The sequence below is a fragment of the Streptomyces uncialis genome (assembly GCF_036250755.1).
Taxonomy (GTDB): domain Bacteria; phylum Actinomycetota; class Actinomycetes; order Streptomycetales; family Streptomycetaceae; genus Streptomyces; species Streptomyces uncialis.
This window is the reverse complement of the sequence record NZ_CP109583.1, coordinates 5,244,571-5,267,405: the sequence shown is the minus strand read 5'-3', so window position 1 is coordinate 5,267,405 and position 22,835 is coordinate 5,244,571. Positions and strand designations below refer to the sequence as shown.

Annotated in this window: 17 protein-coding genes and 1 pseudogene; 5 read left to right on the top strand and 13 right to left on the bottom strand. The window is 72.7% G+C overall.

The window, feature by feature from the left end:
- Positions 1-184 precede the first annotated feature (184 nt).
- The 3 genes from OG711_RS21900 to bldG form a co-directional block, all read right to left on the bottom strand.
- On the bottom strand, positions 185-2,605 hold the full coding sequence (locus OG711_RS21900; RefSeq protein ID WP_329560135.1) for a sodium-translocating pyrophosphatase: 2,421 nt from the start codon (positions 2,603-2,605) through the stop codon (positions 185-187).
- Between the two features lie 1,034 nt (positions 2,606-3,639).
- The gene (locus tag OG711_RS21895; protein ID WP_073795388.1) at positions 3,640-4,056 is read right to left on the bottom strand and encodes an ATP-binding protein; all 417 of its coding nucleotides are present in this window, start codon (positions 4,054-4,056) and stop codon (positions 3,640-3,642) included.
- A gap of 99 nt (positions 4,057-4,155) precedes the next feature.
- The gene (gene bldG, locus OG711_RS21890) at positions 4,156-4,497 is read right to left on the bottom strand and encodes an anti-sigma factor antagonist BldG (protein ID WP_073795391.1); all 342 of its coding nucleotides are present in this window, start codon (positions 4,495-4,497) and stop codon (positions 4,156-4,158) included.
- A gap of 197 nt (positions 4,498-4,694) precedes the next feature.
- Here bldG and OG711_RS21885 point away from each other — a divergent pair, with 197 nt between their 5' ends.
- Positions 4,695-7,190, top strand: a complete 2,496-nt coding sequence (locus OG711_RS21885; protein ID WP_329560134.1) for a DEAD/DEAH box helicase — start codon at positions 4,695-4,697, stop codon at positions 7,188-7,190.
- 314 nt (positions 7,191-7,504) lie between these two features.
- Here OG711_RS21885 and OG711_RS21880 read toward each other — a convergent pair whose 3' ends face one another.
- The 8 genes from OG711_RS21880 to ssd form a co-directional block, all read right to left on the bottom strand.
- Entirely contained in the window at positions 7,505-7,903 is a 399-nt protein-coding gene (locus tag OG711_RS21880; protein WP_329560133.1) for an Rv3654c family TadE-like protein, read from the bottom strand.
- Between the two features lie 82 nt (positions 7,904-7,985).
- Positions 7,986-8,363 (bottom strand): TadE family type IV pilus minor pilin, encoded by a 378-nt coding sequence (locus tag OG711_RS21875; RefSeq protein WP_405673956.1) that lies wholly within the window; start codon positions 8,361-8,363, stop codon positions 7,986-7,988.
- Positions 8,364-8,502: 139 nt separating this feature from the next.
- Positions 8,503-8,745 carry a DUF4244 domain-containing protein gene (locus tag OG711_RS21870; RefSeq protein WP_329560132.1) on the bottom strand — a complete coding sequence of 81 codons (243 nt, stop codon included), beginning with the start codon at positions 8,743-8,745 and terminating at the stop codon, positions 8,503-8,505.
- A gap of 160 nt (positions 8,746-8,905) precedes the next feature.
- Entirely contained in the window at positions 8,906-9,658 is a 753-nt protein-coding gene (locus tag OG711_RS21865) for a type II secretion system F family protein (protein WP_405673953.1), read from the bottom strand.
- A 445-nt stretch (positions 9,659-10,103) separates the two neighbouring features.
- The gene (locus OG711_RS21860) at positions 10,104-10,895 is read right to left on the bottom strand and encodes a type II secretion system F family protein (RefSeq protein ID WP_405674932.1); all 792 of its coding nucleotides are present in this window, start codon (positions 10,893-10,895) and stop codon (positions 10,104-10,106) included.
- Positions 10,868-10,999, bottom strand: coding sequence for a hypothetical protein (locus OG711_RS21855; RefSeq protein WP_266517167.1), 132 nt, complete (start codon positions 10,997-10,999; stop codon positions 10,868-10,870). Before OG711_RS21855 ends, OG711_RS21860 begins: the two co-directional genes overlap by 28 nt.
- 210 nt (positions 11,000-11,209) lie before the next feature.
- On the bottom strand, positions 11,210-12,370 hold the full coding sequence (locus OG711_RS21850; protein WP_329560131.1) for a TadA family conjugal transfer-associated ATPase: 1,161 nt from the start codon (positions 12,368-12,370) through the stop codon (positions 11,210-11,212).
- Positions 12,367-13,443: a septum site-determining protein Ssd gene (ssd, locus tag OG711_RS21845; protein ID WP_266518371.1), complete on the bottom strand. Its 1,077-nt coding sequence runs from the start codon at positions 13,441-13,443 to the stop codon at positions 12,367-12,369. The genes OG711_RS21850 and ssd overlap by 4 nt, the downstream gene beginning before the upstream one ends.
- Positions 13,444-14,173: 730 nt before the next feature.
- Here ssd and OG711_RS21840 point away from each other — a divergent pair.
- On the top strand, positions 14,174-15,007 hold the full coding sequence (locus OG711_RS21840; RefSeq protein ID WP_266517169.1) for an HAD family hydrolase: 834 nt from the start codon (positions 14,174-14,176) through the stop codon (positions 15,005-15,007).
- A gap of 511 nt (positions 15,008-15,518) precedes the next feature.
- On the opposite strand, the gene OG711_RS21835 is transcribed toward OG711_RS21840, so the two are convergent.
- Positions 15,519-16,346, bottom strand: coding sequence for a Fic family protein (locus OG711_RS21835; RefSeq protein ID WP_266517172.1), 828 nt, complete (start codon positions 16,344-16,346; stop codon positions 15,519-15,521).
- Positions 16,347-16,467: 121 nt separating this feature from the next.
- On the opposite strand from OG711_RS21835, the gene OG711_RS21830 reads away from it, so the two are divergent.
- Positions 16,468-17,454 (top strand): ATP-binding protein, encoded by a 987-nt coding sequence (locus OG711_RS21830; RefSeq protein ID WP_073795412.1) that lies wholly within the window; start codon positions 16,468-16,470, stop codon positions 17,452-17,454.
- Between the two features lie 93 nt (positions 17,455-17,547).
- Here the strand turns inward: OG711_RS21830 and OG711_RS21825 are convergent, their stop codons facing one another.
- Positions 17,548-18,819, bottom strand: coding sequence for a polysaccharide deacetylase family protein (locus OG711_RS21825; RefSeq protein ID WP_073795415.1), 1,272 nt, complete (start codon positions 18,817-18,819; stop codon positions 17,548-17,550).
- A 516-nt stretch (positions 18,820-19,335) separates the two neighbouring features.
- Here OG711_RS21825 and OG711_RS21820 point away from each other — a divergent pair.
- Positions 19,336-20,145, top strand: a pseudogene (locus OG711_RS21820) (carbonic anhydrase); the annotation flags it as partial.
- A gap of 486 nt (positions 20,146-20,631) precedes the next feature.
- Positions 20,632-22,590 (top strand): acetate--CoA ligase, encoded by a 1,959-nt coding sequence (acs, locus tag OG711_RS21815; protein WP_405673950.1) that lies wholly within the window; start codon positions 20,632-20,634, stop codon positions 22,588-22,590.
- The last annotated feature ends 245 nt before the right edge of the window (positions 22,591-22,835 follow it).

Genomic DNA, 22,835 nt, shown 5'->3' with positions numbered 1-22,835 from the left:
CACGGGCCGCCGGACGTACCCGCTCCCGGACGCGCGCCCCCCGGCCACGGGCGGACGCCACGTCAACACATGGTGTCCGCCCGCCGCTTGCCGCTCAGCGGATCGCTCGCCGCTCAGCGATGACGGAGCGCGGCGCCGCCACGGCCGGCGCGTGACCTCCCGGCGGCGGGCCGCGCGACGCCGTTCAGGACACCACCGCCGGATCTCCTGGTTCGGCCGAGCGTTTCACTCCTCCGCCGCCCTCGCCGCCGTCGTCCCCGTCCACGGCGATGCCCCGCCGTTTGGAGATGTAGACGGACCCGATGATCACCGCGAACGCCGACCCGGCGATCAGCACGCGCACCGCCAGGCTCTCGTTCTCGCCGTAGCCGAAACCGACCACCGCCGGGGCGATGAGCAGCGCCACCAGGTTCATCACCTTCAGCAGCGGGTTGATGGCGGGACCCGCCGTGTCCTTGAACGGGTCACCGACCGTGTCACCGATCACGGTCGCCTCGTGCGCCTCGCTCCCCTTGCCGCCGAGGTGCCCGTCCTCGACGAGCTTCTTGGCGTTGTCCCACGCCCCGCCGGAGTTGGCGAGGAACACCGCCATCAGCGTGCCCGTGCCGATCGCGCCCGCGAGGAACGCCCCGAGCGGACCCACCCCGAGGGTGAAACCGATCGCGACGGGCGCGAGGACGGCGAGCAGCCCGGGGGTCGCGAGTTCCCTGAGCGCGTCCCTGGTGCAGATGTCGACCACCCGGCCGTACTCGGGCTTCTCCGTGTAGTCCATGATCCCGGGGTGCTCGCGGAACTGCCGGCGCACCTCGTGGACCACGGCGCCCGCCGACCGCGACACCGCGCTGATCGCCAGCCCGGAGAACAGGAACACCACCGCCGCGCCCGCGATCAGCCCGACGAGGTTGTTGGGCTGCGAGATGTCCATGACGAGGTTCAGCGGACCGCCGTCCCCGACCTTCTCCCCCACGTCCGCCGCCGCGGTCGTGATCGCGTCCCGGTACGAGCCGAAGAGCGCCGCCGCCGCGAGGACCGCCGTGGCGATGGCGATGCCCTTGGTGATCGCCTTGGTGGTGTTGCCGACGGCGTCCAGGTCCGTGAGCACCTGCGCGCCCGCGCCGTCGACGTCCCCGGACATCTCCGCGATGCCCTGCGCGTTGTCCGAGACCGGACCGAAGGTGTCCATGGCGACGATGACCCCGACCGTGGTGAGCAGCCCCGTACCGGCCAGGGCGACCGCGAACAGGGCCAGCATGATCGACGCGCCGCCGAGCAGGAACGCCCCGTACACCCCGAGCCCGATCAGCAGCGCGGTGTACACCGCCGACTCCAGACCGACCGCGATCCCGGCCAGGATCACGGTGGCGGGGCCGGTCAGGGAGGTCTTGACGATGTCCCGGACCGGACGGCGGCCGGTCTCGGTGAAGTAGCCGGTGAGCTGCTGGATCAGCGCGGCGAGGACGATACCGATGGCCACGGCGACCAGGGCGAGCACCCGCGGGTCGCCGCCCCTGGTCTGGATCGCCACATCCGTGACGCCCTCCAGGTCCGCGTACGAGGACGGCAGATACGCGAGCACCGCCACGCCGACCAGGACCAGGGAGATCACCGCGGAGACGAAGAAGCCCCGGTTGATCGCGGACATCCCGCTGCGGTCGTTGCGGCGGGGCGCCACCGCGAAGATCCCGATCATCGCGGTGACGACCCCGATCGCGGGCACGATCAGCGGGAACGCGAGCCCCGCGTCACCGAAGGCCGCCTTGCCGAGGATCAGCGCGGCGACCAGGGTCACCGCGTACGACTCGAACAGGTCCGCGGCCATCCCCGCGCAGTCCCCGACGTTGTCGCCCACGTTGTCGGCGATGGTCGCGGGATTGCGCGCGTCGTCCTCCGGGATGCCCTTCTCGACCTTGCCGACCAGGTCGGCGCCCACATCTGCGGCCTTGGTGAAGATGCCGCCGCCGACCCTCATGAACATGGCGATCAGGGCGGCGCCGAGTCCGAATCCCTCCAGCACCTTCGGCGCGTCGGCCGCGTACACCAGCACCACACACGAGGCGCCGAGCAGCCCGAGCCCCACCGTGAACATGCCGACGACACCACCGGTACGAAAAGCGATCTTCATCGCTTTGTGCGATACCGCGGTGAGATCCTTTTCCGGTTCGCCTTCCCTCGGCGTGGCTTCCCGGGCCGCCGCCGCGACCCGCACATTGCTGCGCACCGCGAGCCACATACCGATATAGCCGGTGGCCGCCGAGAACGCCGCACCGATCAAGAAGAACACCGAGCGGCCCGCCCGCTGATTCCAGTCGTCCGCCGGAAGCAGCAGAAGCAGGAAGAACACGGCCACCGCGAAAACCGCGAGTGTGCGCAACTGCCGGGCCAGATAGGCATTCGCGCCTTCTTGTACAGCCGCCGCGATCCTTTTCATGCCGTCGGTGCCCTCGCTCGCGGCGAGCACCTGGCGCACCAGGACTTCCGCCACCACCAGCGCGGCCAGGGCGACAGCCGCGACGACCACGATGATGAGGCGGTTCTCGTCGGTCAGGACCGCCGCCGCGAGGGGGGTGGAGTGGTTGTTCCCCAGGGGGGTGAAAAGCTCCGCCATTCGTCCTCCTTGACGCTTGGACTGAGCTCAAGATGTGGACGGATTGTAGGGAGAGAATCCCGATCCAAACAGAGTGGCGACCGCAGGGTGGGGGAAATTCGCTCTCGCATCCGCACATGAAAAATAATGCCCTTGAGGCATGTGGGAAAGTGCCGCGAGTGTGTGTCGGGGGTTGCTCCCGATCATCCACACGAGTGCGGACCGGAGACGGTTACGGGGAGCGGAGCGGAGCGGTAGCGCGGGGAGCGGCAGTACGGGAGCGGCAGTGCGGGAGCGGTACCGGCCGCGGTACGGGGAGGGGATTCAGGGGGCGGATACGGGGGCGGATTCCGGGGAGCGGATTCCGGCGGGTATCCGGGGGCGGCGGATATGGGGGAGGCAGCTACGGGGAGCGGTCGCCCGGGGGCGGTGCGGTCACCGGGGCCGGGTGCAGGCTCCGGGCTCCGGGACCTAGCGGGGGCTACGGAGCCGAAGTGCGGTCACCGGGGCCGGGTACGGGCTTCGGGACCGAGCGAGGGTGCGGATGCCGGGGCCGGGCGGCGGAGCGGGATGGCCGCTCCCGGCTCACCCCGGCTGCCCCGGCTGCCCCGGCTGCCCCGGCTCACCCCGGCTGCCCCGGCACACCGGCTACGCCAGCGGGTGGGAGCGGGGGCTCGTACGGCGGGGCACATTCGTGCGAAGTGGTGTTCGGACGGCACAGGCGGCCCGCGTGGGGCGGACGGGGTGCGCGAGGCGGGGCGGGGCGGCCATCCAGTACGTCCGGCCCCGTCCCACACGTCCGGTGCGGCTGTGCGCCGGTGCGGCCAGGGCTGCGCGTACGACCGTGGGCGGGGGCGCGGGCCCGCGTGGGCCTCGGCCGGCACAGGCAGGGGCGCCGGGACGCCGTACGGGCGACGCGGGCATGGCCGGGCGCAGGGCCGGGCGGGACCCGGCAGAGGCCAGGGATGGCAGGGATGGCAGGGATGGCAGGGCCGGACGGAGGAGGGACGGCCCGGCTAGGGACGTGTCGGGTGTTCGGAGTCCGGTGTCGGGTGTCAGCCCGCCGCGGAGGCGGCGGCCGTGGGCCAGGTCATCCGGATCGATCCGCCCGCCTCACCAGCGGTGACCTCGACATCGTCAACGAGACCGCTGATCACCGCGAGACCCATCTCGTCCTCGCTCTCGGCACTCTCACCGGAGGCGTCGGAAGCGGAACCCACCCGGGGTGCCTCGTCACCGACGACGATGGAGAACTGCTTCTCCTCCTCGATCAGCCGCACCTCGACGGGCGCGTCGATCCCGCCGCTCTGATGAAGTCCGACCGCACGGGTGCACGCCTCGCCCACCGCGAGCCGCACCTCGTCCAGCACGGCCTCGTCCACCCCGGCGCGCCGGGCGACGGCCGCCGCGACCAGCCTGGCGGTCCGAACATGCTCGGGCAGCGCGCTGAAGCGGAGTTCGACGGTTGCCATGCATCCCCCTCGGGCGGGCTGACGTGTGTCGGGGGGCCGAGCCTGCGGCCCGGCCCCCCGATGGTCGCACTGTCCCCCGGGCGGACCCGGGGACGATGGTCAGTCGGTGGCGGCGACGGCTTCCTCGACCGAGTTGTGAATCGGGAACACCTTGGTCAGACCGGTGATCCGGAAGATCTTCAGGATGCGCTCCTGGTTGCAGACCAGGCGCAGGGAGCCCTCGTGGGCCCGCACCCTCTTCAGGCCGCCCACCAGCACGCCGAGTCCGGTGGAGTCGAGGAAGTCGACCCCCTCCATGTCCACGACCAGGTGGAAACTGCCGTCGTTCACCAGCTCGACCAGCTGCTCCCGCAGCTTGGGCGCGGTATACACATCGATTTCGCCACCGACCTCGACGACCGTACGATCGCCGACGGTACGGGTCGACAGGGACAGGTCCACGGATCATCCTCCAGCACCTTGCTATCGAGCGGTCGCCCCTAGGGACACCTCGGCTTGAACCCCCGGGACGGATCGCCAGCCGCGTTGGCATTCAATCATGGAGCGCCCCCGCGACGGCGGGCACGACCAAAGCCGCAGGAACCCCGAGGGACGCCTGACAGTGATTGTCCACCAGACCAGTGACACACTCGGTGCCAATGGCCGATTTGACTAATCTTCCTCGTGTCCCCGGACCACGGGCGGACGCCGCCGACGCTCCTGACGTCGTGCTCGACCGTCTCGCGGCCCGGCAAGGCAGGGCCACCCGCATCACTCATACGGAGCACCTGCCCCCACGTGCGGGCCGTCATGCCGACTGGCCCGAGGCGATTCGGCCCGAAGTGATCGACGCGATCCGGGCAGCCGGCATCGAACGGCCGTGGGCCCATCAGGCGACCGCCGCGCGGCACGCCCTCGACGGCGAGTCCGTCGTCGTCGCCACCGGGACGGCCTCCGGCAAGTCGCTGGCGTATCTCGTCCCGATCCTGTCGACGCTCATGGACGGCTCCGAGGCACCCAACGGGCGGGGCGCCACCGCGCTGTACCTGGCGCCCACCAAGGCACTGGCGGCTGACCAGCACCGCGCCTTGCGGGACCTCACCGCGCCGCTCGGCAAGGCGGTCCGCCCGGCCGTGTACGACGGCGACACCCCGTTCGAGGAGCGGGAGTGGATACGCCAGTACGCCACGTACGTCCTCACCAATCCGGACATGCTGCACCGCGGCATCCTCCCGTCGCACCCGCGCTGGTCCTCCTTCCTGCGCGCGCTGCGGTACGTCGTCATCGACGAGTGCCACACCTACCGGGGTGTGTTCGGCTCCCATGTCGCCCAGGTGCTGCGCCGGCTGCGGCGGCTGTGCGCCCGGTACGGCTCCGACCCCGTGTTCCTGCTGGCCTCCGCGACCGCCGCCGAACCGGCCGCCGCGGCGACCCGGCTCACCGGCGTACCGGTGCGCGAGGTGGCCGACGACGCCTCCCCGCGCGGCGAACTGGTGTTCGCCCTGTGGGAGCCCCCGCTCACCGAGCTGCACGGCGAGAAGGGCGCCCCGGTCCGCCGCACGGCCACCGCCGAGACCGCCGACCTCCTCACCGACCTGGTCGTCGACCGGGTCCGCACGGTCGCCTTCGTCCGCTCCCGGCGCGGCTCCGAACTGATCTCCGTCATCGCCCAGGACCGGCTCGCCGAGGTCGACCGCTCCCTGCCCCGCCGGGTGGCCGCCTACCGGGGCGGCTACCTCCCCGAGGAGCGCCGGGCCCTTGAGCGCGCCCTGCACTCCGGCGAGCTCCTCGGCCTCGCCGCGACCACCGCCCTGGAGCTCGGGGTGGACGTCTCCGGCCTGGACGCCGTCCTGATCTGCGGCTATCCCGGGACCCGGGCCTCCCTCTGGCAGCAGGCCGGGCGCGCGGGGCGCTCCGGGGAGGGCGCCTTGGCGGTGCTCATCGCCCGTGACGACCCGCTGGACACCTATCTCGTCCACCACCCTGAGGCCCTCTTCGACCAGCCGGTCGAGTCGACGGTCCTCGACCCCGACAACCCGTACGTCCTCGCCCCGCATCTGTGCGCCGCCGCCGCCGAGGCCCCGCTCACCGACGACGACCTGGCGCTCTTCGGCCCCGGCGCGGCGGAACTGATGCCCCAGCTGGAGGCCGCGAAGCTGCTGCGCCGCCGGACCAGCGCCTGGCACTGGACCCGCCGGGAACGGGCCGCCGACCTGACCGACATCCGGGGCGGCGGCGGTGCCCCGGTGCAGATCGTGGAGGAGGCCACCGGCCGTCTCCTCGGCACCGTCGACGCCTCCGCCGCGCACTCCTCCGTCCACGAGGGCGCCGTCCACCTCCACCAGGGCCGCACCTATCTCGTCCGGCGACTGGACCTGGACGACTCCGTCGCCCTGGTCGAGCAGGCCGCCCCGTCGTACTCCACGGTCGCCCGTGACATCACCTCGATCTCTGTCCTGGAGACCGACACGGAGATCCCCTGGGGCGACGGGCGGCTCTGCTACGGCTCCGTCGAGGTCACCAACCAGGTCGTCTCGTTCCTGCGCCGCCGACTGATCACCGGCGAGGTGCTCGGCGAGACCAAGCTCGACCTGCCGCCCCGCACCCTGCGCACCCGCGCCGTGTGGTGGACGGTCACCGAGGACCAGCTCGACGCCGCCCGGATCGGACCCGAACAGCTCGCCGGTGCGCTGCACGCCGCGGAGCACGCCTCCATCGGGATGCTGCCCCTCTTCGCCACCTGCGACCGCTGGGACATCGGCGGCGTCTCCGTCCCCCTGCATCCCGACACCCTCCTTCCCACGGTCTTCGTCTACGACGGCCATCCCGGCGGCGCGGGCTTCGCCGAACGCGCCTTCCGCACCGCCCGCGGCTGGCTCACCGCCACCCGCGAGGCCATCGCGGCCTGCGAGTGCGACGCCGGCTGCCCGTCCTGCATCCAGTCCCCCAAGTGCGGCAACGGCAACGAGCCCCTCCACAAACGAGCCGCCCTCCGCCTCCTCACCACCCTCCTCACCGACGCACCACCCCCTGAGCGAACCTCTGAGCCGGAACCTGATCACGGGCCGAACCCCGAGCCGGGACCTGGCCCTGAGCCGGGGCCTGGCCCTGAGCCGGGATCTGGCGCTGAGCCGGGGCCTGGCCCGCAGGCGTGAGCCGAGCCCCAGCCGGAACCGGGACCGGGACCGGGCGTAGAGCCTGAGCCCGGAACTGGGCCGGACGCGGGACCGGTTCCGGCGCAGGGTCCTGGGCCGCCTTGGCCGAGTGCGGTGTGCGCCGACGGCCGACGTGGAGCCGGATACCGCAAGGTGGAGGCCCGCGCCGCCGCGGACATGCCCCCTGACGGCCCCTCAGGGGGGCGCCACGCCCGTCGCACAGTCTGTCGACCACCGGGGATCATCTCGAACGCCGAGGACCCCAGAGACCCCGTCAAGCGCCAGGACGGCGGTTCCGCTCCCACGGCGGCTCCTCAACGCACCCCCGGCAGAGGCACCGTCGCCGGGCCCGCCCGGGATCTCATCTCGGCGGCGAACATGCCCTCGCCCACCGCGGCCGTCACCTCCACCACCTCGCCGTTCAGCACGCACCGCACCAACCGCCCCTCCTGCGCCCCGGCCACCACCCGGGCCCGCGCGCACGCCCCCGCCTGCCCCGCCATCCAGTGCTCCGCCGCGGCGAGCGCGGCCAGATCGGCCGCCCCCGCCGCCTTGTGACGGACCACCATCGCGTGACCCATGGCCAGAAGCACCCCGAAGACCAACCCCAGGACGGCGACCGCCATGACCGCCCACACAGTCGCCGCGCCCCGATCCCTGCCGTGACGGCGACCCCCGCGACACGCACCGGACGCACCGGACGCACCGGACAAGGATGAGCGGGAACGGGAACAGGAACGGGCTTTCCCACCCGCGGTCCGACCACCGTCCGTCACTCCGGTGAGCACCGGTCCGTCACCGCTCACCGACCCCGCCCCCTGCCCGCTCAAGGACCCCCACTTCACCGGCAACCGTCACGGCCGGGTCCTCCGCCGGCGCCACCGCCGTGTGCCGCAGCCACAGTGGAAGCACGTCGGGCCCCGGGGCGGGGGCGCTGACACGCACCCGCACCAGATCACCGTCCCGGCGCACCGAGACCCTGGCGCCCGCGGGCGCCGCCCGGCGCGCCGCCACGACGACAGCGGCCTCCGGGTCCTCCCGGGCGGCGGCCCTCGCGCCGATCCGAGCCGCGTCCACGCACTGGATCTGTGCCGCCGCGGCGAGCAGCGCCCACACCAGCGCCATCGTGAACACCGCCAGCACGGGCAACGCGACCGCCGCCTCCGCCGTCACGAACCCCCGGTCCCCGCGATGCCCGACGCCTCCCCACGGCCTCCGCCTCGGGCCATCCCGCTCGGGGCGCCACCCCACAGACCTGGACATCGGAACAGCCTCGGAACCCGAAGCAACCCCGGACCTGGGAACCCGGCCCTCAGAACTGGACATCGAGCGCCTTCTGGACGACCCCTTGCAGCGCGGCACTCACCTGCGCGCTGGTCACCACCTTGTAGAGCACCCCGGCGAACCCCACCGCCGCGATGAGTCCCATCGCGTACTCCGAGGTGACGATCCCGCCGTCCCCGTGGCCGTGGCGTCGGCCGTCCCCGTGGCCGTCCCCGTCCCCGTGGCCGTGGCGTCGGCGCACCGCGACCACCGCACCCCGCACCTTCCTCATCCCGGTACGCACACCCGCCCGCACCCGTGTTCCGCAACCCATGGCAACCCCCGTTGCTCGCGATTTCCCTGACGTTCCTGAACCTTCAACTGCTCTCATTACGTGGCGCCCCGACCCGACCTCCGCTCCTTGACCGGGACGCCTCACCCCGGTGTCCGAGTCATCCGTCACCTCCCGCCAACAGCCGCCCCGCCAGGCCGACCACCACCGGCAGCACCCCGACGACCACGAACGCGGGCAGGAAACACAGCCCCACCGGCGCCGTGACCAGCACCCCCGCCCGCCGGGCCCGCGCCGTCGCGGTGCGACTCCACCGCGCCCGGGCCTGGGCCGCGTACCGGGCCACCGGCGCTGCCGCCGGCGCCCCCGAGTCCCCCGCGCGCTCCAGCAGCCGGGCCAGCCCCGCCCCGTCCGGCAGCGCCGCCAACTCCCGCCAGGCGTACGCCGGTCCGGCGCCCAACCGCACCTCCGCCGCACCCCGGGCCAGGCACACCCCGACCGGCCCGCCCAGCGCGTCACCGACCGCCCGTGCCGCGCTGACCGGCTCGGCACCCGCGGCCACGCACGCGCCCAGGAGATCCGCCGCGAGCGGAAGTTCACCCGCTACCCGCGTCAGGTCCGGTCCCTCGGCCGCCGAGCCCACCCGCCGCCCGGCCCACCACGCCCCGGCTCCGGCGAGCACCCCGGCCACGAGCCCGGCCGCACCCTCCACGAACAGGAACGCGGCACACCCGACGCCCAGCACCGGCGCCCACCTCCGCACGACCTCCGTCCCACGCCGTCCCCGCTCACCGCCACCGCTCACCGCGGCCTCCCTCCCCCGGCCGTCCTCGCCCCGCCCCCGCCTCGCAGTCGGAGCGTTCGGACTCCGAATCCCCCCGCCCGGACCGGCCACAGCCGCCGCCCCGCTCATGACCACGCGCATCCCCCTGCCCGTCGCCGGACCCGCCGTCCCGAGCACTCGCCCCCACCGCGCCCGTACGTACCCTCCGCACCGTTTCTCGCTCACCCCGCACAACAGCCACCACAGCCACCACGCGGCCCCCGCACCCAACCAACCCGACATGAACAACCCCCAGCCTGTGGACAACCCCCACCACCGAGCACACCGACCACATCCAGCCCACTCAGCCCCTCGCCCCCGACCCCGCACACCGCGCCCAGCCCCCGCCCCTGGCCCCAGCCCGAGCCCTGCCGCCCTGGCCGACCCATTCCTCACGTCCGCACCCCAAGACCCAGCCCGGCTCCCCCGCACCCCGCACCCGCCTCCGCACCGACCGCACCCCCAGCCCTCGCCCCGGCCGGCCCAGCCCCACCCCGCGTCAGCCCAACCCCACGCGTCCCCGGCGCCCCGCCCCTCACCCCACCTCTGCCCCCCGCACGATCCGGGAGGCCCACCAGAGCCCCGTGACCTCCAGCGCGCCGCCCACCGCGAGGCACACCAAACCGGGACCGGTGTGCAGCAGCACCCTCAGCGGCTCCGCCCCCAACGCGGCGCCGAGCAGCAGCCCCACCACGGGAAGGCCCGCGAGCATCACGGCGGTGGCCCGCGCACCCGCCAACTGCGCGCGCAGTTCGGCGCGCTGGTCCCGCTCGGCGCGCAAGGCTGCCTCCAGGCGCTCCAGTCCGGCGGCGAGCCCCGCGCCCTGGTCCACGGCCACCCGCCAGCACACGGCCAGTCCCACGAGCCCCTCCGCACCGGACTCCCGGGCCGCCGCGGTGAGTTCGCCCGGCACGTCCCCGCCGAAGCGGGCCGCGGCGAGCACGGTGGTACGGGCCGCGCCGAGCCCGCCGTCCGGGGCGCGGGCGACCTCGGACAGGGCCTCGCCTGGATGCCGTCCGGCGCGCATCTCACCGACCAGGGCGCCGCACAGGGCGATCACCTCGTCGGCCCGCCGGTCGCGTGCCGCCCGCTGAGCTCGGGCACGCAGCGCACGTCGCGTCACGGGCATGGCGGCCGCCCCGAGCAGCAACGGCAGCGGTGACCGCCCGGCGAGCGCGACCACGGCCCCCACAACCAGCACCCACACCTCGTGCCCGACCCGCCCCGCCACAACAGCCCCCCACCGACGGACCGTCACACCTACCCGCCCACGCGCCGACCCACCGGACGCCCCACCGATCAGCACGCCGACCGACCCACCGGCCAGCCCACCGAACGGCCCGCCGAAAGCCCCAGCAACCGCCCCACCAGGCCGAACTTCATGCCGAACTTCATGCCGAACTCCGGACCGGGCCCCTGCCCGAACCCCATGCCAGGCACCCCGTCCACCACCCGACGTCCGGTCCAGCAGATGCCCCAGGGCCCGGTCCAGGGGCTGGGTCGCCGGAGGCCGCACCGGCCGGGCCAGCACCGCCCGCAGCCGGGCCGCCCGGCTCGCTCGCGGGCCCCACGCCCAAGCCAGCCACACACCCGCCCCCGCGCAGCACGCCACCGCCGCCGCGACACACAGCGCCGCCGGGTTCACAGGGCGTCCCCGAGGCGGGCCCTCAGGCGTCGCCATCCGGTGTCGGGGGTGAACGCGTCGGGCCCCCAGCGCAGGGCGGGCACCGTCACGACCAGGCCGGAGGGGGCGCGTTCCAGGACCCGTACCTCGGCGACCCGTCGGCGGCCCTGACGGTCGCGTACGAGGTGCAGCACGACCGCCACCGCCGCCGCGAGCTGGCTGTGCAGGGCCGCGCGGTCGAGTCCGGCGGCGGTGGCGAGGGCTTCGAGGCGGGCCGGTACGTCCGCCGCGGTGTTCGCGTGGACCGTGCCCGAGCCGCCCTCGTGGCCGGTGTTGAGCGCGGCGAGCAGGTCGAGGACCTCGGGGCCCCGGACCTCCCCGACGACAAGGCGGTCCGGTCGCATCCGCAGGGCCTGCCGCACCAAGTCCCGCAGGGTCACCAGCCCCGCGCCCTCCTGGTTGGCCGGGCGGGCCTCCAGCCGGACCACATGGGGATGGTCGGGGCGCAGCTCCGCGGAGTCCTCGGCGAGGACGATGCGCTCGTCGGCCGCCACGAGGCCGAGGAGGGTGCTGAGCAGGGTGGTCTTGCCTGTGCCGGTGCCGCCGCTGATCAGGTAGGAGAGCCGGGCGTCCAGCAGGGCGCGCAGGAAGCGGTCGCCGCCCGGGGGCACCGTCCCGGCCGCGACGAGTTCGGTGAGGGTGAATGCCTGGGGGCGGGCGACCCGCAGGGACAGACAGGTGGAGCCGACGGCGACCGGCGGCAGCACCGCGTGCAGCCGAGTGCCGTCGGGAAGCCGGGCGTCGACCCAGGGGCGGGCGTCGTCGAGCCGGCGTCCGGCCGCCGCCGCCAGGCGTTGCGCGAGCCGGCGGACGGCGCCCGGGTCGGGGAAGGTGATGTCGGTGAGCTGGAGGCCGCGGCCCCGGTCGGCCCATACGCGGTCGGGTGCCGAGACAAGCACGTCGGTGACCGCCGGGTCGGTGAGCAGGGAGTCCAGCGGCCCGGTGCCGACCAGCTCGGACCTGAGCCGCCTCGCCGTGCCGAGGACCTCGGCGTCCCCGAGGACGACGGACTGCGCCCGGAGCGCCTCGGCGACATGTGCGGGCGTGGCTTCGAGGCCGCTGCGGGCGAGCCACTGACGTACGCCGTCGAGCAGGCGCTCGCCGACCACCGCGGTCATGACGTCGCTCCGTCCGGTCCGGGGACGAGCTGCTGCCAGAAGGCCGTGCCGAAGCGGGCGAGCGGGCCGCGCGGATCGTGCCCGGGTGGGCGGCCGGTGTCCTGGGCGGCCGGGAGCCCGGGGTCATGGGGCAGTTCGCCCGCGTAGGGCAGCCCGAGGAGCCGGGCGACCTCGGCGCCGTCGGGTACGCGGCCGGAGCGGTCGCGGCGAGCCGGACGGACGACGGCCCGCAGGTCCCGCAGGACGGGCCGGACGGCGGCGGCCGTCCGGCCCGCCGCGGCGACGGCGGGAAGGGTCGCGGGCACCACGATCAGGGCCAGGTCGAGTTGGGCGAGGGCTTCCGAGGCGTTGTCGTCGGCGTGGCGTGGCAGATCCACGACGACGGAGCCGCCGCCGCGGCGGGCGGCGGCGAGCACGGCGCGCACCGCCTGGGACGGGACGGGCACCGGCTCCCCGCGGTCCCAGCTGAGGACCCGCAGACCGTGCAGCGCGGGCAGCGCCTCCTCCAGGGCGCCGCCGCCGACCCGCCCCCGTGATCCGGCGAAGGCGGGCCAGCGCAGGCCCTCGGCCTCCTCCGCGCCGAGCATGATGTCCAGCCCGCCGCCGAGAGGGTCGGCGTCGACCAGCAGGGTGCGGCGCCCGGCCCGGGCCGAGGTGAGCGCGAGGGCGCAGGCGAGGGTGGAGGCTCCGGCACCGCCGCTGCCGCCGAGGACGCCGACGGTGAGGGCGGGGCAGCCGGCGCCTTCGGCGACGTCCGCGATCCGGTCGACCAACCATTTCTCGCCATCCGGGAGGACGAGCGCGTGATCGGCGCCGACCTCGACCGCGTGCCGCCACAGCTCCGGGGACTCCGGGGCCCGGCTGACCAGGACCACTCCGCGCCTGCGGCCGGAGCCCCGCAGCCGGGCCGCCGCGTCGTCACCGACGATGACGAGGGGCGCGCTCTCCCAGCGGTCGCGGTCCGGCGGGCCGTGCCGTACCTGAGCCCTCGCCCCGGCCGCGGCGCACAGCCTCAGCAGGTCGTCGAGCAGCGGGCCGTCCTCCGTGAGGATCAGTGGGCCGACGGGCTCCACCGGGGCGGCGTCCGCTCCTCGGCGCCCGACCGCCCGGGTCCCGCCGGCGGCCTCGGACCGGGTCCGCCCCGGATGCCCGGGACGGGCCCGGGGGCCGCTCCGGGGCGGCCCCGCCCGCTCCCCGTCCGCCCCGCGCCGGGCGACGATGTCCTTCACGATCTCCAGCCCCCTCGATCCGTCCGTGGTTCCGCGCGTCCCCGGGTTCCTGATGAACCCGCGAATCCCGAACGTGGAGTTCCGTTCCCGGTGATACGTCGGGCCATCGGAATCCGGCCAGCAGAACCACCGTGAACGAACCGTCCGAACTCCATGAGCGGATCGCGCTGCAATCACGATGCGCCGATCCGGAAAATCATGTGGATCTTGGTCAAATACCGTGGACAAGAGGGCTCTTGTGGATATCTCCATCACCCGAACAGGTGACACCGCAAAGCTTTCCCCAGCGCAGCAAGATCGTTACTCTGCGTAAGATTTTCGGGGAGGGGTTGCGCGGGCCGAGAAGAGCGGCCGAAGGGCGCGAGGGTCGGAAAGGTGCGGACCAAACCGGTCCGGACATGCGACGACCCCCGCCGGGGGGGGAGAGCGGGGGTCGTCCCCACGGCCGACTCGGGGGGGGGTGGAGTCGGACCGGGTTAGCACGGTCGCGAACGATCCGTGACTTCCATGGTGTACCCGAAGGCCTTCTCAGGCAAACCCACACGCCGGAGCTTACGCCGAATGGTGGGCGCCTATGCTCGGGCTCGTGGAAAACCACTCGCTGCCCCGCACGGCCGCCTTCTTTGACCTGGACAAGACGGTCATTGCGAAGTCGAGCGCGCTCACCTTCAGCAAGTCCTTCTATCACGGTGGCCTGATCAACCGGCGGGCCGTACTGCGTACCGCCTACGCCCAGTTCGTGTTCCTCGCGGGCGGCGCCGACCACGACCAGATGGAGCGCATGCGGGAGTACCTGTCCGCGCTCTGCCGGGGGTGGAACGTGCAGCAGGTCAAGGAGATCGTCGCCGAGACCCTGCACGACCTCATCGACCCGATCATCTACGACGAGGCCGCCTCCCTCATCGAGGAGCACCACACCGCCGGACGGGACGTCGTGATCGTCTCCACCTCCGGCTCGGAGGTGGTGGAGCCGATCGGTGAACTGCTCGGCGCGGACCGCGTGGTGGCCACCCGGCTGGTCGTCGGTGACGACGGCTGCTTCACCGGCGAGGTCGAGTACTACGCGTACGGCCCCACCAAGGCGGAGGCGATCAAGGACCTGGCGCGGACGGAGGGTTACGACCTCGCGCGCTGCTACGCGTACAGCGACTCCATGACGGATCTGCCGATGCTCCGGTCCGTCGGCCATCCGCACGCCGTCAACCCGGACCGCGCGCTGCGCCGCGAGGCCCTGGCCCGGGACTGGCCGATTCTCGACTTCCACCGGCCCGTACGGCTCAAGCAGCGCCTCCCCGCACTGAAGGTCCCGCCCCGCCCGGCGCTGGTCGCCGCGGCGGCGGTCGGAGCGGCGGCGGCCACGGCCGGACTGGTCTGGTACGCCAGCAAACGGCGTCCCGTACCGAGCTGACCAGGGCGGGACCGGAGCGGGATCAGGACGGACCGCCGCCGGGCCCGCCTCTGGACGCACTCCCGGGCCCCCCTCACCACGTGTCCGCTTGACCCTTGTTTGAACCTAAAAGTAAAGAAGTGCGGCGTGGGGTTCCGCTTCTTTCCGGACAGGAGTACAAAGGAATCAACGGCCCGCGAGACCAAGGACATCCGAGAGGATCACCTTTGACTCAACCAGGCCCCACGGACCGCGCATGAACACCAGGCACCCACGCGACGTCGACCCGTCGAATACGGGCCAGCCGCACCAGGAACGGGCAGAGCCCCCGGCCTGATGGGCAATACATCGAGGACGCTTGGTATCCAGGTGAACATGCCAGCGGCGGTACGGAATCCGTACCGCCGCAACCATGTCCAGGCGCCCCGGGCCAGTCCACCGCCGCGGCCTCGCGCCCAGCGCGCACACTGACCACCGGACGCACGGGCCAACAGCCTCACGGTCGAGCCGGAGCCCCCGGACCGCGTCGGCGTCAGGCGGCGCCCCGCTGCATCGCCTCGCACACTGCGGTCGACTCCCGCGCTCCCAGCTCGACCGAACGGCCGCAGTGCGCGATCCACCGGGCCACCCCGTCCGGCGTACCGGTCGCATAGCCCGCCAGGGCCGCCGCGTAGGCCGCGCGCCCCTGCTCCGCGTGGCCGACCTCCGCCGGACAGACCGACTTGGGGTCCAGCCCGCTGCCGATCAGGACGATCCGCTCGGCCGCCCGCGCCACGATCCCGTTGTACGAGCCGAAGGGCCGCAGCGCGAGCAGTTCACCGTGCACCACCGCGGCGGTCACCAGGGCCGGTGCCGAGCCCCCCGCGACGACCAGCGCGGACAGCCCCTCCAGCCGCGCGGCGACCTCGTGGGCACCGGGCAGCGGCAGCTCGATCAGGGGCTCGTCCACCGGCTCGCCCTGCTGACGGGGACGCCCCACGCGCTCCCCGCGGTCGGCGGCGGCCACCAGATGCAGCCGGGCCAGCACCCGCAGCGGCGACTGCCGCCAGACGGAGAGGAGTTGCCCCGCCTCGGCCGTCAGCCGCAAGGCCGCGCCGACCGTGAGGGCCTCGTCGTCCGCGCCGAAGTCGCTGCGTCTGCGGACCTCCTCCAGCGCCCAGTCCGCCCCGGACAGGGCCGCCGAGCCGCGCGCACCGCGCAACGCGGCCTCCGAGGTGACCTCGTTGCTGCGCCTGCGCATGACGCGGTGCCCGTAGACCCGGTCCACCGCCTTGCGTACCGCGGCCACCGAGTCGGGCACCCCGGGCAGCGTGCCCAGCGCGACGAGCGGATCGGCGGACGCACCTGACGTACTACTCATGGGTACGACCCTACGCACCCGCCGGCTCACCCACACGCGCCGGGGCGACGCCCCACGAAGGAGTGGTCTTCTCCACGTCGGCGGTCCCGGGGGGCACGGAGGGCCACTAGGCTTACTGAACATGAAAATTGCTTTCGTTGGGAAGGGCGGCAGCGGCAAGACCACCCTGTCGTCCCTCTTCGTGCGGCACCTCGCGGCCACCGGCGCGCCGGTCGTCGCGGTGGACGCCGACATCAACCAGCACCTGGGGGCCGCCCTCGGCCTCGACGACGAGACCTCGGCGCGGCTGCCCGCCCTGGGCGAACGTCTCGCGTTCATCAAGGAGTACCTGCGGGGCTCCAACCCGCGTATCGCCTCCGTCGACACGATGATCAAGACCACCCCGCCCGGGGAGGGATCGCGGCTGCTGCGCATCCGTGAGAACAACCCGGTGTACGACGCGTGCGCGCGTCCCGTGGAACTCGACGGCGCCACCGCGCGTTTGATGGTCACGGGGCCGTTCACCGAGGCGGACCTGGGGGTGTCCTGCTACCACTCCAAGACGGGCGCCGTGGAGCTGTGCCTGAACCACCTGGTCGACGGCCGCGACGAGTACATGGTGGTCGACATGACGGCGGGGTCCGACTCCTTCGCGTCCGGCATGTTCACCCGCTTCGACATGACGTTCCTGGTGGCCGAACCGACCCGTAAGGGTGTGTCCGTCTACCGCCAGTACAAGGAGTACGCGCGGGACTTCGGCATCGCCCTGCGCGTCGTGGGCAACAAGGTCCAGGGCCAGGACGATCTGGACTTCCTGCGCGAGGAGGTCGGCGACGACCTCATCGCCACCGTGGGGCACTCGGACTGGGTGCGGGCCATGGAGAAGGGCCGCCCGCTCGCGTTCGCCCGGCTGGAGGACGGCAACCGCGCCACCCTGCGCACCCTTCAGGCGGCGGCCGACGCCATGTACGAGCACCGGGACTGGGACCGCTACACCCGGCAGATGGTGCAGTTCCACCTCAAGAACGCCCGCTCCTGGGGCAACGAGCGCACCGGGGGCGACCTCGCCTCCCAGGTGGACCCCGCGTTCGTGCTGCGCGAGCAGCCGGTGGCGGCCCAGCCCGCCTGACCGCGGGCCCGCGCCGCCGGGTCCCGGCAGGACATGGACGTCCCCCGCACCCGGGCACGCGGTGCGGGGGACGTCAGGGCCGGTGTCCGGGGGTCAGCGCTGTCCGGCGGCCGGGGCTCCCGGTACGCCCTTGGGAGCCGGTGCGGGGCGGGCGGAGAGATAGGCCGGCCAGCCGCCCTTGGGCTCCTGGCCGACCTTCAGCGCGCGGAGCTTGTCGAGGACCGCAGGGTCCTGGGCGTCGAGCCAGTCGGCGAGCTGGCGGAAGGACACACAGCGCACGTCCTTCTTGTTGCACACACTCTCGATGGTCTCCTCGATGGCACGCATATAGGTGCCGCCGTTCCAGGACTCGAAGTGGTTGCCGATGATCAGCGGCGCGCGGTTGCCGTTGTAGGCGCGGTCGAAGCCCTGGAGCAGACCGTCACGCATCTGGTCGCCCCAGTACTCGTGCATGTCCGGGTCGCCCTGGGAGACCGTGCCGGACTGGTTGACCATGAAGTTGTAGTCCATGGTCAGCGTCTCGAAGGAGCGTCCGGGGACGGGGACGAGCTGCATGGACAGATCCCACAGCCGGTCCTTCTTCTTCGGCCAGACCTGGTCGTTGACCCCGCTGGTGTCGTAGCGGAAGCCCATCTCACGGGCGGCCTGCATGAAGTTCTTCTGGCCTTCGAGACAGGGGGTGCGGGCGCCGATGAGTTCCTTGTCGTAGTCGAAGGGCAGCGGCTCGGCGTCCTTCAGCCCCGTGTTGCCCTTCCAGGACTTCACGAACGACTTGGCCTGTGTGATCTCGCTCTTCCACTCCTCCACGGACCACTGGCCGACGCCACCGGCGCTGCCGCAGAAGTGCCCGTTGAAGTGGGTGCCCACCTCATTGCCCTCCAGCCAGGCGCCCCGCAGCTGTTCGGCGGTCTCCTTCACACCGGCGACGTCGTTGAAGCCGATGTCGGAGCTGCCCGCGTTGTGCTGCGGCGGGTCGTACTGGGACCGCTTGTCCTCGGGGAGCATGTACACCCCGCTGAGGAAATAGGTCATGGTGGCGTTGTTGGCCTTCGCCACCTTCCTGAAGTGCGAGAAGAGCCGCTGACTGTCCTCGCCCGCGCCGTCCCAGGAGAACACGACGAACTGCGGTGGACGCTGCCCCGGCGCGAGCCGTTCGGCGCGTGGCTGCTTGGGCTGTGTGCCGGTGAAGGCGGTGGAACCGTCGCCGATCAGCCGGACCGCGTTCTTGGGCGCGGCGGCCGGGGACGGTTTCTTCTCCGTGCCGCCTCGCTTGCTCGGCCCGCCGTCGGACGAGCAGCCGGACACGGCCATGGCGCAGGCCGCGGTCACGGCGAGGCCCGCGGCGATCCTCTGGGTGGCGGCCATCCGCCCACCTTCTTCCTATAAGACGAATCAGGGCGCGGCCAACCTCGCACGGGACCTCCGTGATGTTTGTATGACAAGCCGATCAAATGATGCATTCACTCACCCGAGTGATTGGTTGCACCGTTTGATGCAAATGTTCGGCCTTCTTCTTTACTCTGGATTACGATTCGTTTACCGAGAGTTGAGATATCCCGCCGCTGCACGCCGTGACCCCACGGCCGCGACCCGCCCCCGCCTTGAGCCCGGGGGACCCTGTTCCGCGACCGCGCTGCCCCGGAGGAGACGGGAAACATGACAGCCTGCGTCCCCGCCCGCACCGACGACCAGACCACCCGCACGGCACGGGCCCACCCCCCGCACAGCCCGCCGTCCCCCCCGCACAGCCCGCCGTCCCCACCGGCTCCCCATGCGACCGGCGTTGCCCCCGCCCCGCCCCCCTGTTCACCCCCCGGGGCCGGGAACGCCGTACGTGATCCGGCCGAAGTACTCGCGGAATCCGCCGCGCCCGGGGACCCCGAAACCCCCAGCACCGAGCCCGGCGCCTCGTCCCACTCCTGCTGCCGCCCCTGGAACCCCTGGCGCGACCACCAGAGCGGCGCCCCCCGGGCCCAGCACGCACCCGCCGCACGCGAGACCCACCACCCCGGCGGACATCACCCCGGCGGCCATCAACTCGCCCGTGGCATCGGCGCGTTCCAGCGGCACACGGCCCCGCTCGTCCGTGGGGAGCTGGCGCGGCTCGCCCGGGAGGGGCAGCAGCCCTCCCAGCTCTTCCTCACCTGCGCCGACTCCCGCCTCGTCACCTCGATGATCACGGCCAGCGGCCCCGGGGACCTGTTCGTGGTGCGCAACGTCGGCAATCTGGTGCCCGTCCCCGGCGCGGAGAGCGGCGACGACTCCGTCGGGGCGGCCATCGAGTACGCGGTCGACGTACTGAAGGTGCGGTCCGTCACCGTCTGCGGGCACTCCGGCTGCGGTGCCATGCAGGCCCTGCTCAGCGCCGAGGCGTCGGCCGCGCAGAGCCCGTTGCGGCGGTGGCTGCGTCATGGGACGCCCAGCCTGGAGCGGATGGCGTCCACCCAGGAGTCACCCGCGCGGCTCACCGGCCGGGCGCCCGCCGACTCCGTCGAACAGCTCTGCCTCACCAATGTGGTCCAGCAGCTCGCCCATCTGCGCGCGCACGAGTCCGTGGCGCGTCGGCTGGCCGACGGCTCCCTCACGCTGCACGGCATGTACTTCCATGTGGGCGAGGCCCAGGCGTATCTCCTGGACGAGCCCGCCGGAGCCTTCACCCAGGTGAACGCCCTGGAGGACACCTCGCCCTAGAGCCTTCCGCAAGGCCCCGGTCCATCCCACCCCCCACGGAGAAGGCCGCCTGTCCCCCGCGAGTCCCCGGCAGGCGGCCCTCTCTCCGGGCCGACCGCATCCGGTGGGTGGGCTCCCTCCCCGGGCGGGGGCACAGCGGGTGCGTCGGGCACATCGGGTGCGTCGGGTGCGTCGGGTGCGTCGGGTGCGTCCGACCCAGGGGGCCGCTCCCCAGGTCCGGGCGGCATCCGGTACGCGGGCCCCTCCCCCAGGTCCGGGCGCATCCGGTACGTGACCGGGCCACGCACCCGCCCAGGAGTCCAGGAAACCCTCGGCCAGCGTAGAAACCGGCCCTGGAAAGGGCCTTGACCGACCCGCGAGCTCCCGAGACGTTTCTCACACAGGTCTAAACCAATTTCCGGCCAGCCCTTGTCACCAGGCCCTTGCTTCTGGTGAGCTGTGGCGCGGAACACAGCGGACGCGGACCCCCTGGGAAAGGGAGATGTCGTGAGCAACGAAAGCCTGGCCAACCTGCTCAAGGAAGAGCGCAGGTTCGCGCCTCCCGCAGAGCTGGCCGCGCACGCCAACGTCAGCGCGGAGGCGTACACGCAGGCCAAGGCTGACAGGCTCGGCTTCTGGGCCGAGCAGGCCCGCCGCCTGACCTGGGCCACCGAACCCACCGAGACCCTCGACTGGTCGAACCCGCCGTTCGCGAAGTGGTTCGCCGACGGCAAGCTGAACGTCGCGTACAACTGCGTGGACCGGCATGTGGAGGCCGGCCACGGCGACCGTGTCGCCATCCACTTCGAGGGCGAGCCGGGCGACAGCCGGGCGGTGACCTACGCCCAGCTCAAGGACGAGGTCTCCAAGGCCGCGCACGCCCTCACCGAACTCGGCGTCGGCAAGGGCGACCGGGTCGCGGTCTACCTTCCGATGATCCCCGAGGCGGTCGTCGCGATGCTCGCGTGCGCCCGGATCGGCGCCGCGCACTCCGTGGTCTTCGGCGGCTTCTCCGCCGACGCCATCGCGGCCCGTATCCAGGACGCCGACGCCAAGCTGGTGATCACCGCCGACGGCGGCTACCGCCGCGGCAAGCCGTCCGCGCTGAAGCCCGCCGTGGACGACGCGGTGAGCCGCGTCGAGGGCGTCGAGAAGGTCCTGGTCGTCCGCCGCACCGGCGAGGACGTCGCATGGACCGAGGGCCGCGACGTGTGGTGGCACGAGATCACCGAGCGCCAGTCCACCGAGCACACCCCCGAGGCGTTCGACGCCGAGCACCCGCTCTTCATCCTCTACACCTCGGGCACCACCGGGAAGCCCAAGGGCATCCTGCACACCTCCGGCGGCTACCTCACCCAGGCGGCCTACACCCACCACGCCGTCTTCGACCTCAAGCCGGAGACCGACGTCTACTGGTGCACCGCCGACATCGGCTGGGTCACCGGCCACTCGTACATCACCTACGGCCCGCTCGCCAACGGCGCCACCCAGGTCATGTACGAAGGCACCCCGGACACCCCGCACCAGGGCCGGTTCTGGGAGATCGTCCAGAAGTACGGGGTGACGATCCTCTACACCGCGCCCACCGCGATCCGCACCTTCATGAAGTGGGGCGACGAGATCCCGGCCAAGTTCGATCTGAGCAGCCTGCGGGTGCTCGGGTCGGTCGGCGAGCCGATCAACCCCGAAGCCTGGATCTGGTACCGCAAGCACATCGGCGGCGACCGCTGTCCGATCGTGGACACCTGGTGGCAGACCGAGACCGGCGCGATGATGATCTCGCCGCTGCCCGGCGTCACCGAGAGCAAGCCGGGCTCCGCGCAGCGCGCGCTGCCCGGTATCGCCGCGACCGTCGTGGACGACGAGGCCCGTGAGGTCCCCGACGGCGGCGGTGGCTATCTGGTCCTCACCGAGCCGTGGCCGTCGATGCTGCGCACCATCTGGGGCGACGACCAGCGCTACCTCGACACCTACTGGTCCCGCTTCGAGGGCAAGTACTTCGCGGGCGACGGCGCCAAGAAGGACGAGGACGGCGACATCTGGCTGCTCGGCCGGGTGGACGACGTGATGCTCGTGTCCGGGCACAACATCTCCACCACCGAGGTCGAGTCGGCGCTCGTCTCGCACCCGGCGGTCGCGGAGGCGGCGGTCGTGGGCGCGGCGGACGAGACGACGGGCCAGGCCATCGTGGCCTTCGTGATCCTGCGGGGCAGCGCGAACGCCGACGACGAGAACCTCGTCGCCGATCTGCGCAACCATGTGGGCCGCACCCTCGGACCGATCGCCAAGCCGAAGCGCCTGCTCCCCGTGGCGGAGCTGCCGAAGACCCGTTCCGGCAAGATCATGCGGCGGCTGCTGCGCGATGTCGCGGAGAACCGCGCGCTGGGCGATGTCACCACGCTCACCGACTCGTCGGTGATGGACCTCATCCAGACCAAGCTCCCCGCCGCACCCGGCGAGGACTGAGACCCCCGGCCCCACGGGGCCACCCGCGTCACCCGACAGGGGCGTCCGGCCCGCGAGCGCGTCATCGCTCGCGCGCCGGACGCCCCTGTCCGGCTTATGGTGAAGATCATCCAGTACGCCCGTCCGACCAACCGGTAAGCTGTGCGACGCGTCAAGGTCACGTCAAGATCGACGCGCGGGCTCAAGTGATCCCGCGCATAGGCCGAAGGGCCCGTCTCGACCCCCAGGACGCAGCGAGTATCACA

Coding starts and splice junctions, on each gene's coding strand:
- OG711_RS21840 (WP_266517169.1), top strand. CDS start 14,174: ATGCTCGGGCTCGTGGAAAACCACTCGCTGCCCCGCACGGCCGCCTTC.
- OG711_RS21865 (WP_405673953.1), bottom strand. CDS start 9,658: ATGAGCGGGGCGGCGGCTGTGGCCGGTCCGGGCGGGGGGATTCGGAGT.
- OG711_RS21855 (WP_266517167.1), bottom strand. CDS start 10,999: ATGGGGTTCGGGCAGGGGCCCGGTCCGGAGTTCGGCATGAAGTTCGGC.
- OG711_RS21835 (WP_266517172.1), bottom strand. CDS start 16,346: ATGAGTAGTACGTCAGGTGCGTCCGCCGATCCGCTCGTCGCGCTGGGC.
- OG711_RS21830 (WP_073795412.1), top strand. CDS start 16,468: ATGAAAATTGCTTTCGTTGGGAAGGGCGGCAGCGGCAAGACCACCCTG.
- OG711_RS21895 (WP_073795388.1), bottom strand. CDS start 4,056: ATGGCAACCGTCGAACTCCGCTTCAGCGCGCTGCCCGAGCATGTTCGG.
- OG711_RS21850 (WP_329560131.1), bottom strand. CDS start 12,370: ATGACCGCGGTGGTCGGCGAGCGCCTGCTCGACGGCGTACGTCAGTGG.
- OG711_RS21825 (WP_073795415.1), bottom strand. CDS start 18,819: ATGGCCGCCACCCAGAGGATCGCCGCGGGCCTCGCCGTGACCGCGGCC.
- OG711_RS21885 (WP_329560134.1), top strand. CDS start 4,695: ATGGCCGATTTGACTAATCTTCCTCGTGTCCCCGGACCACGGGCGGAC.
- OG711_RS21900 (WP_329560135.1), bottom strand. CDS start 2,605: ATGGCGGAGCTTTTCACCCCCCTGGGGAACAACCACTCCACCCCCCTC.
- OG711_RS21870 (WP_329560132.1), bottom strand. CDS start 8,745: ATGAGGAAGGTGCGGGGTGCGGTGGTCGCGGTGCGCCGACGCCACGGC.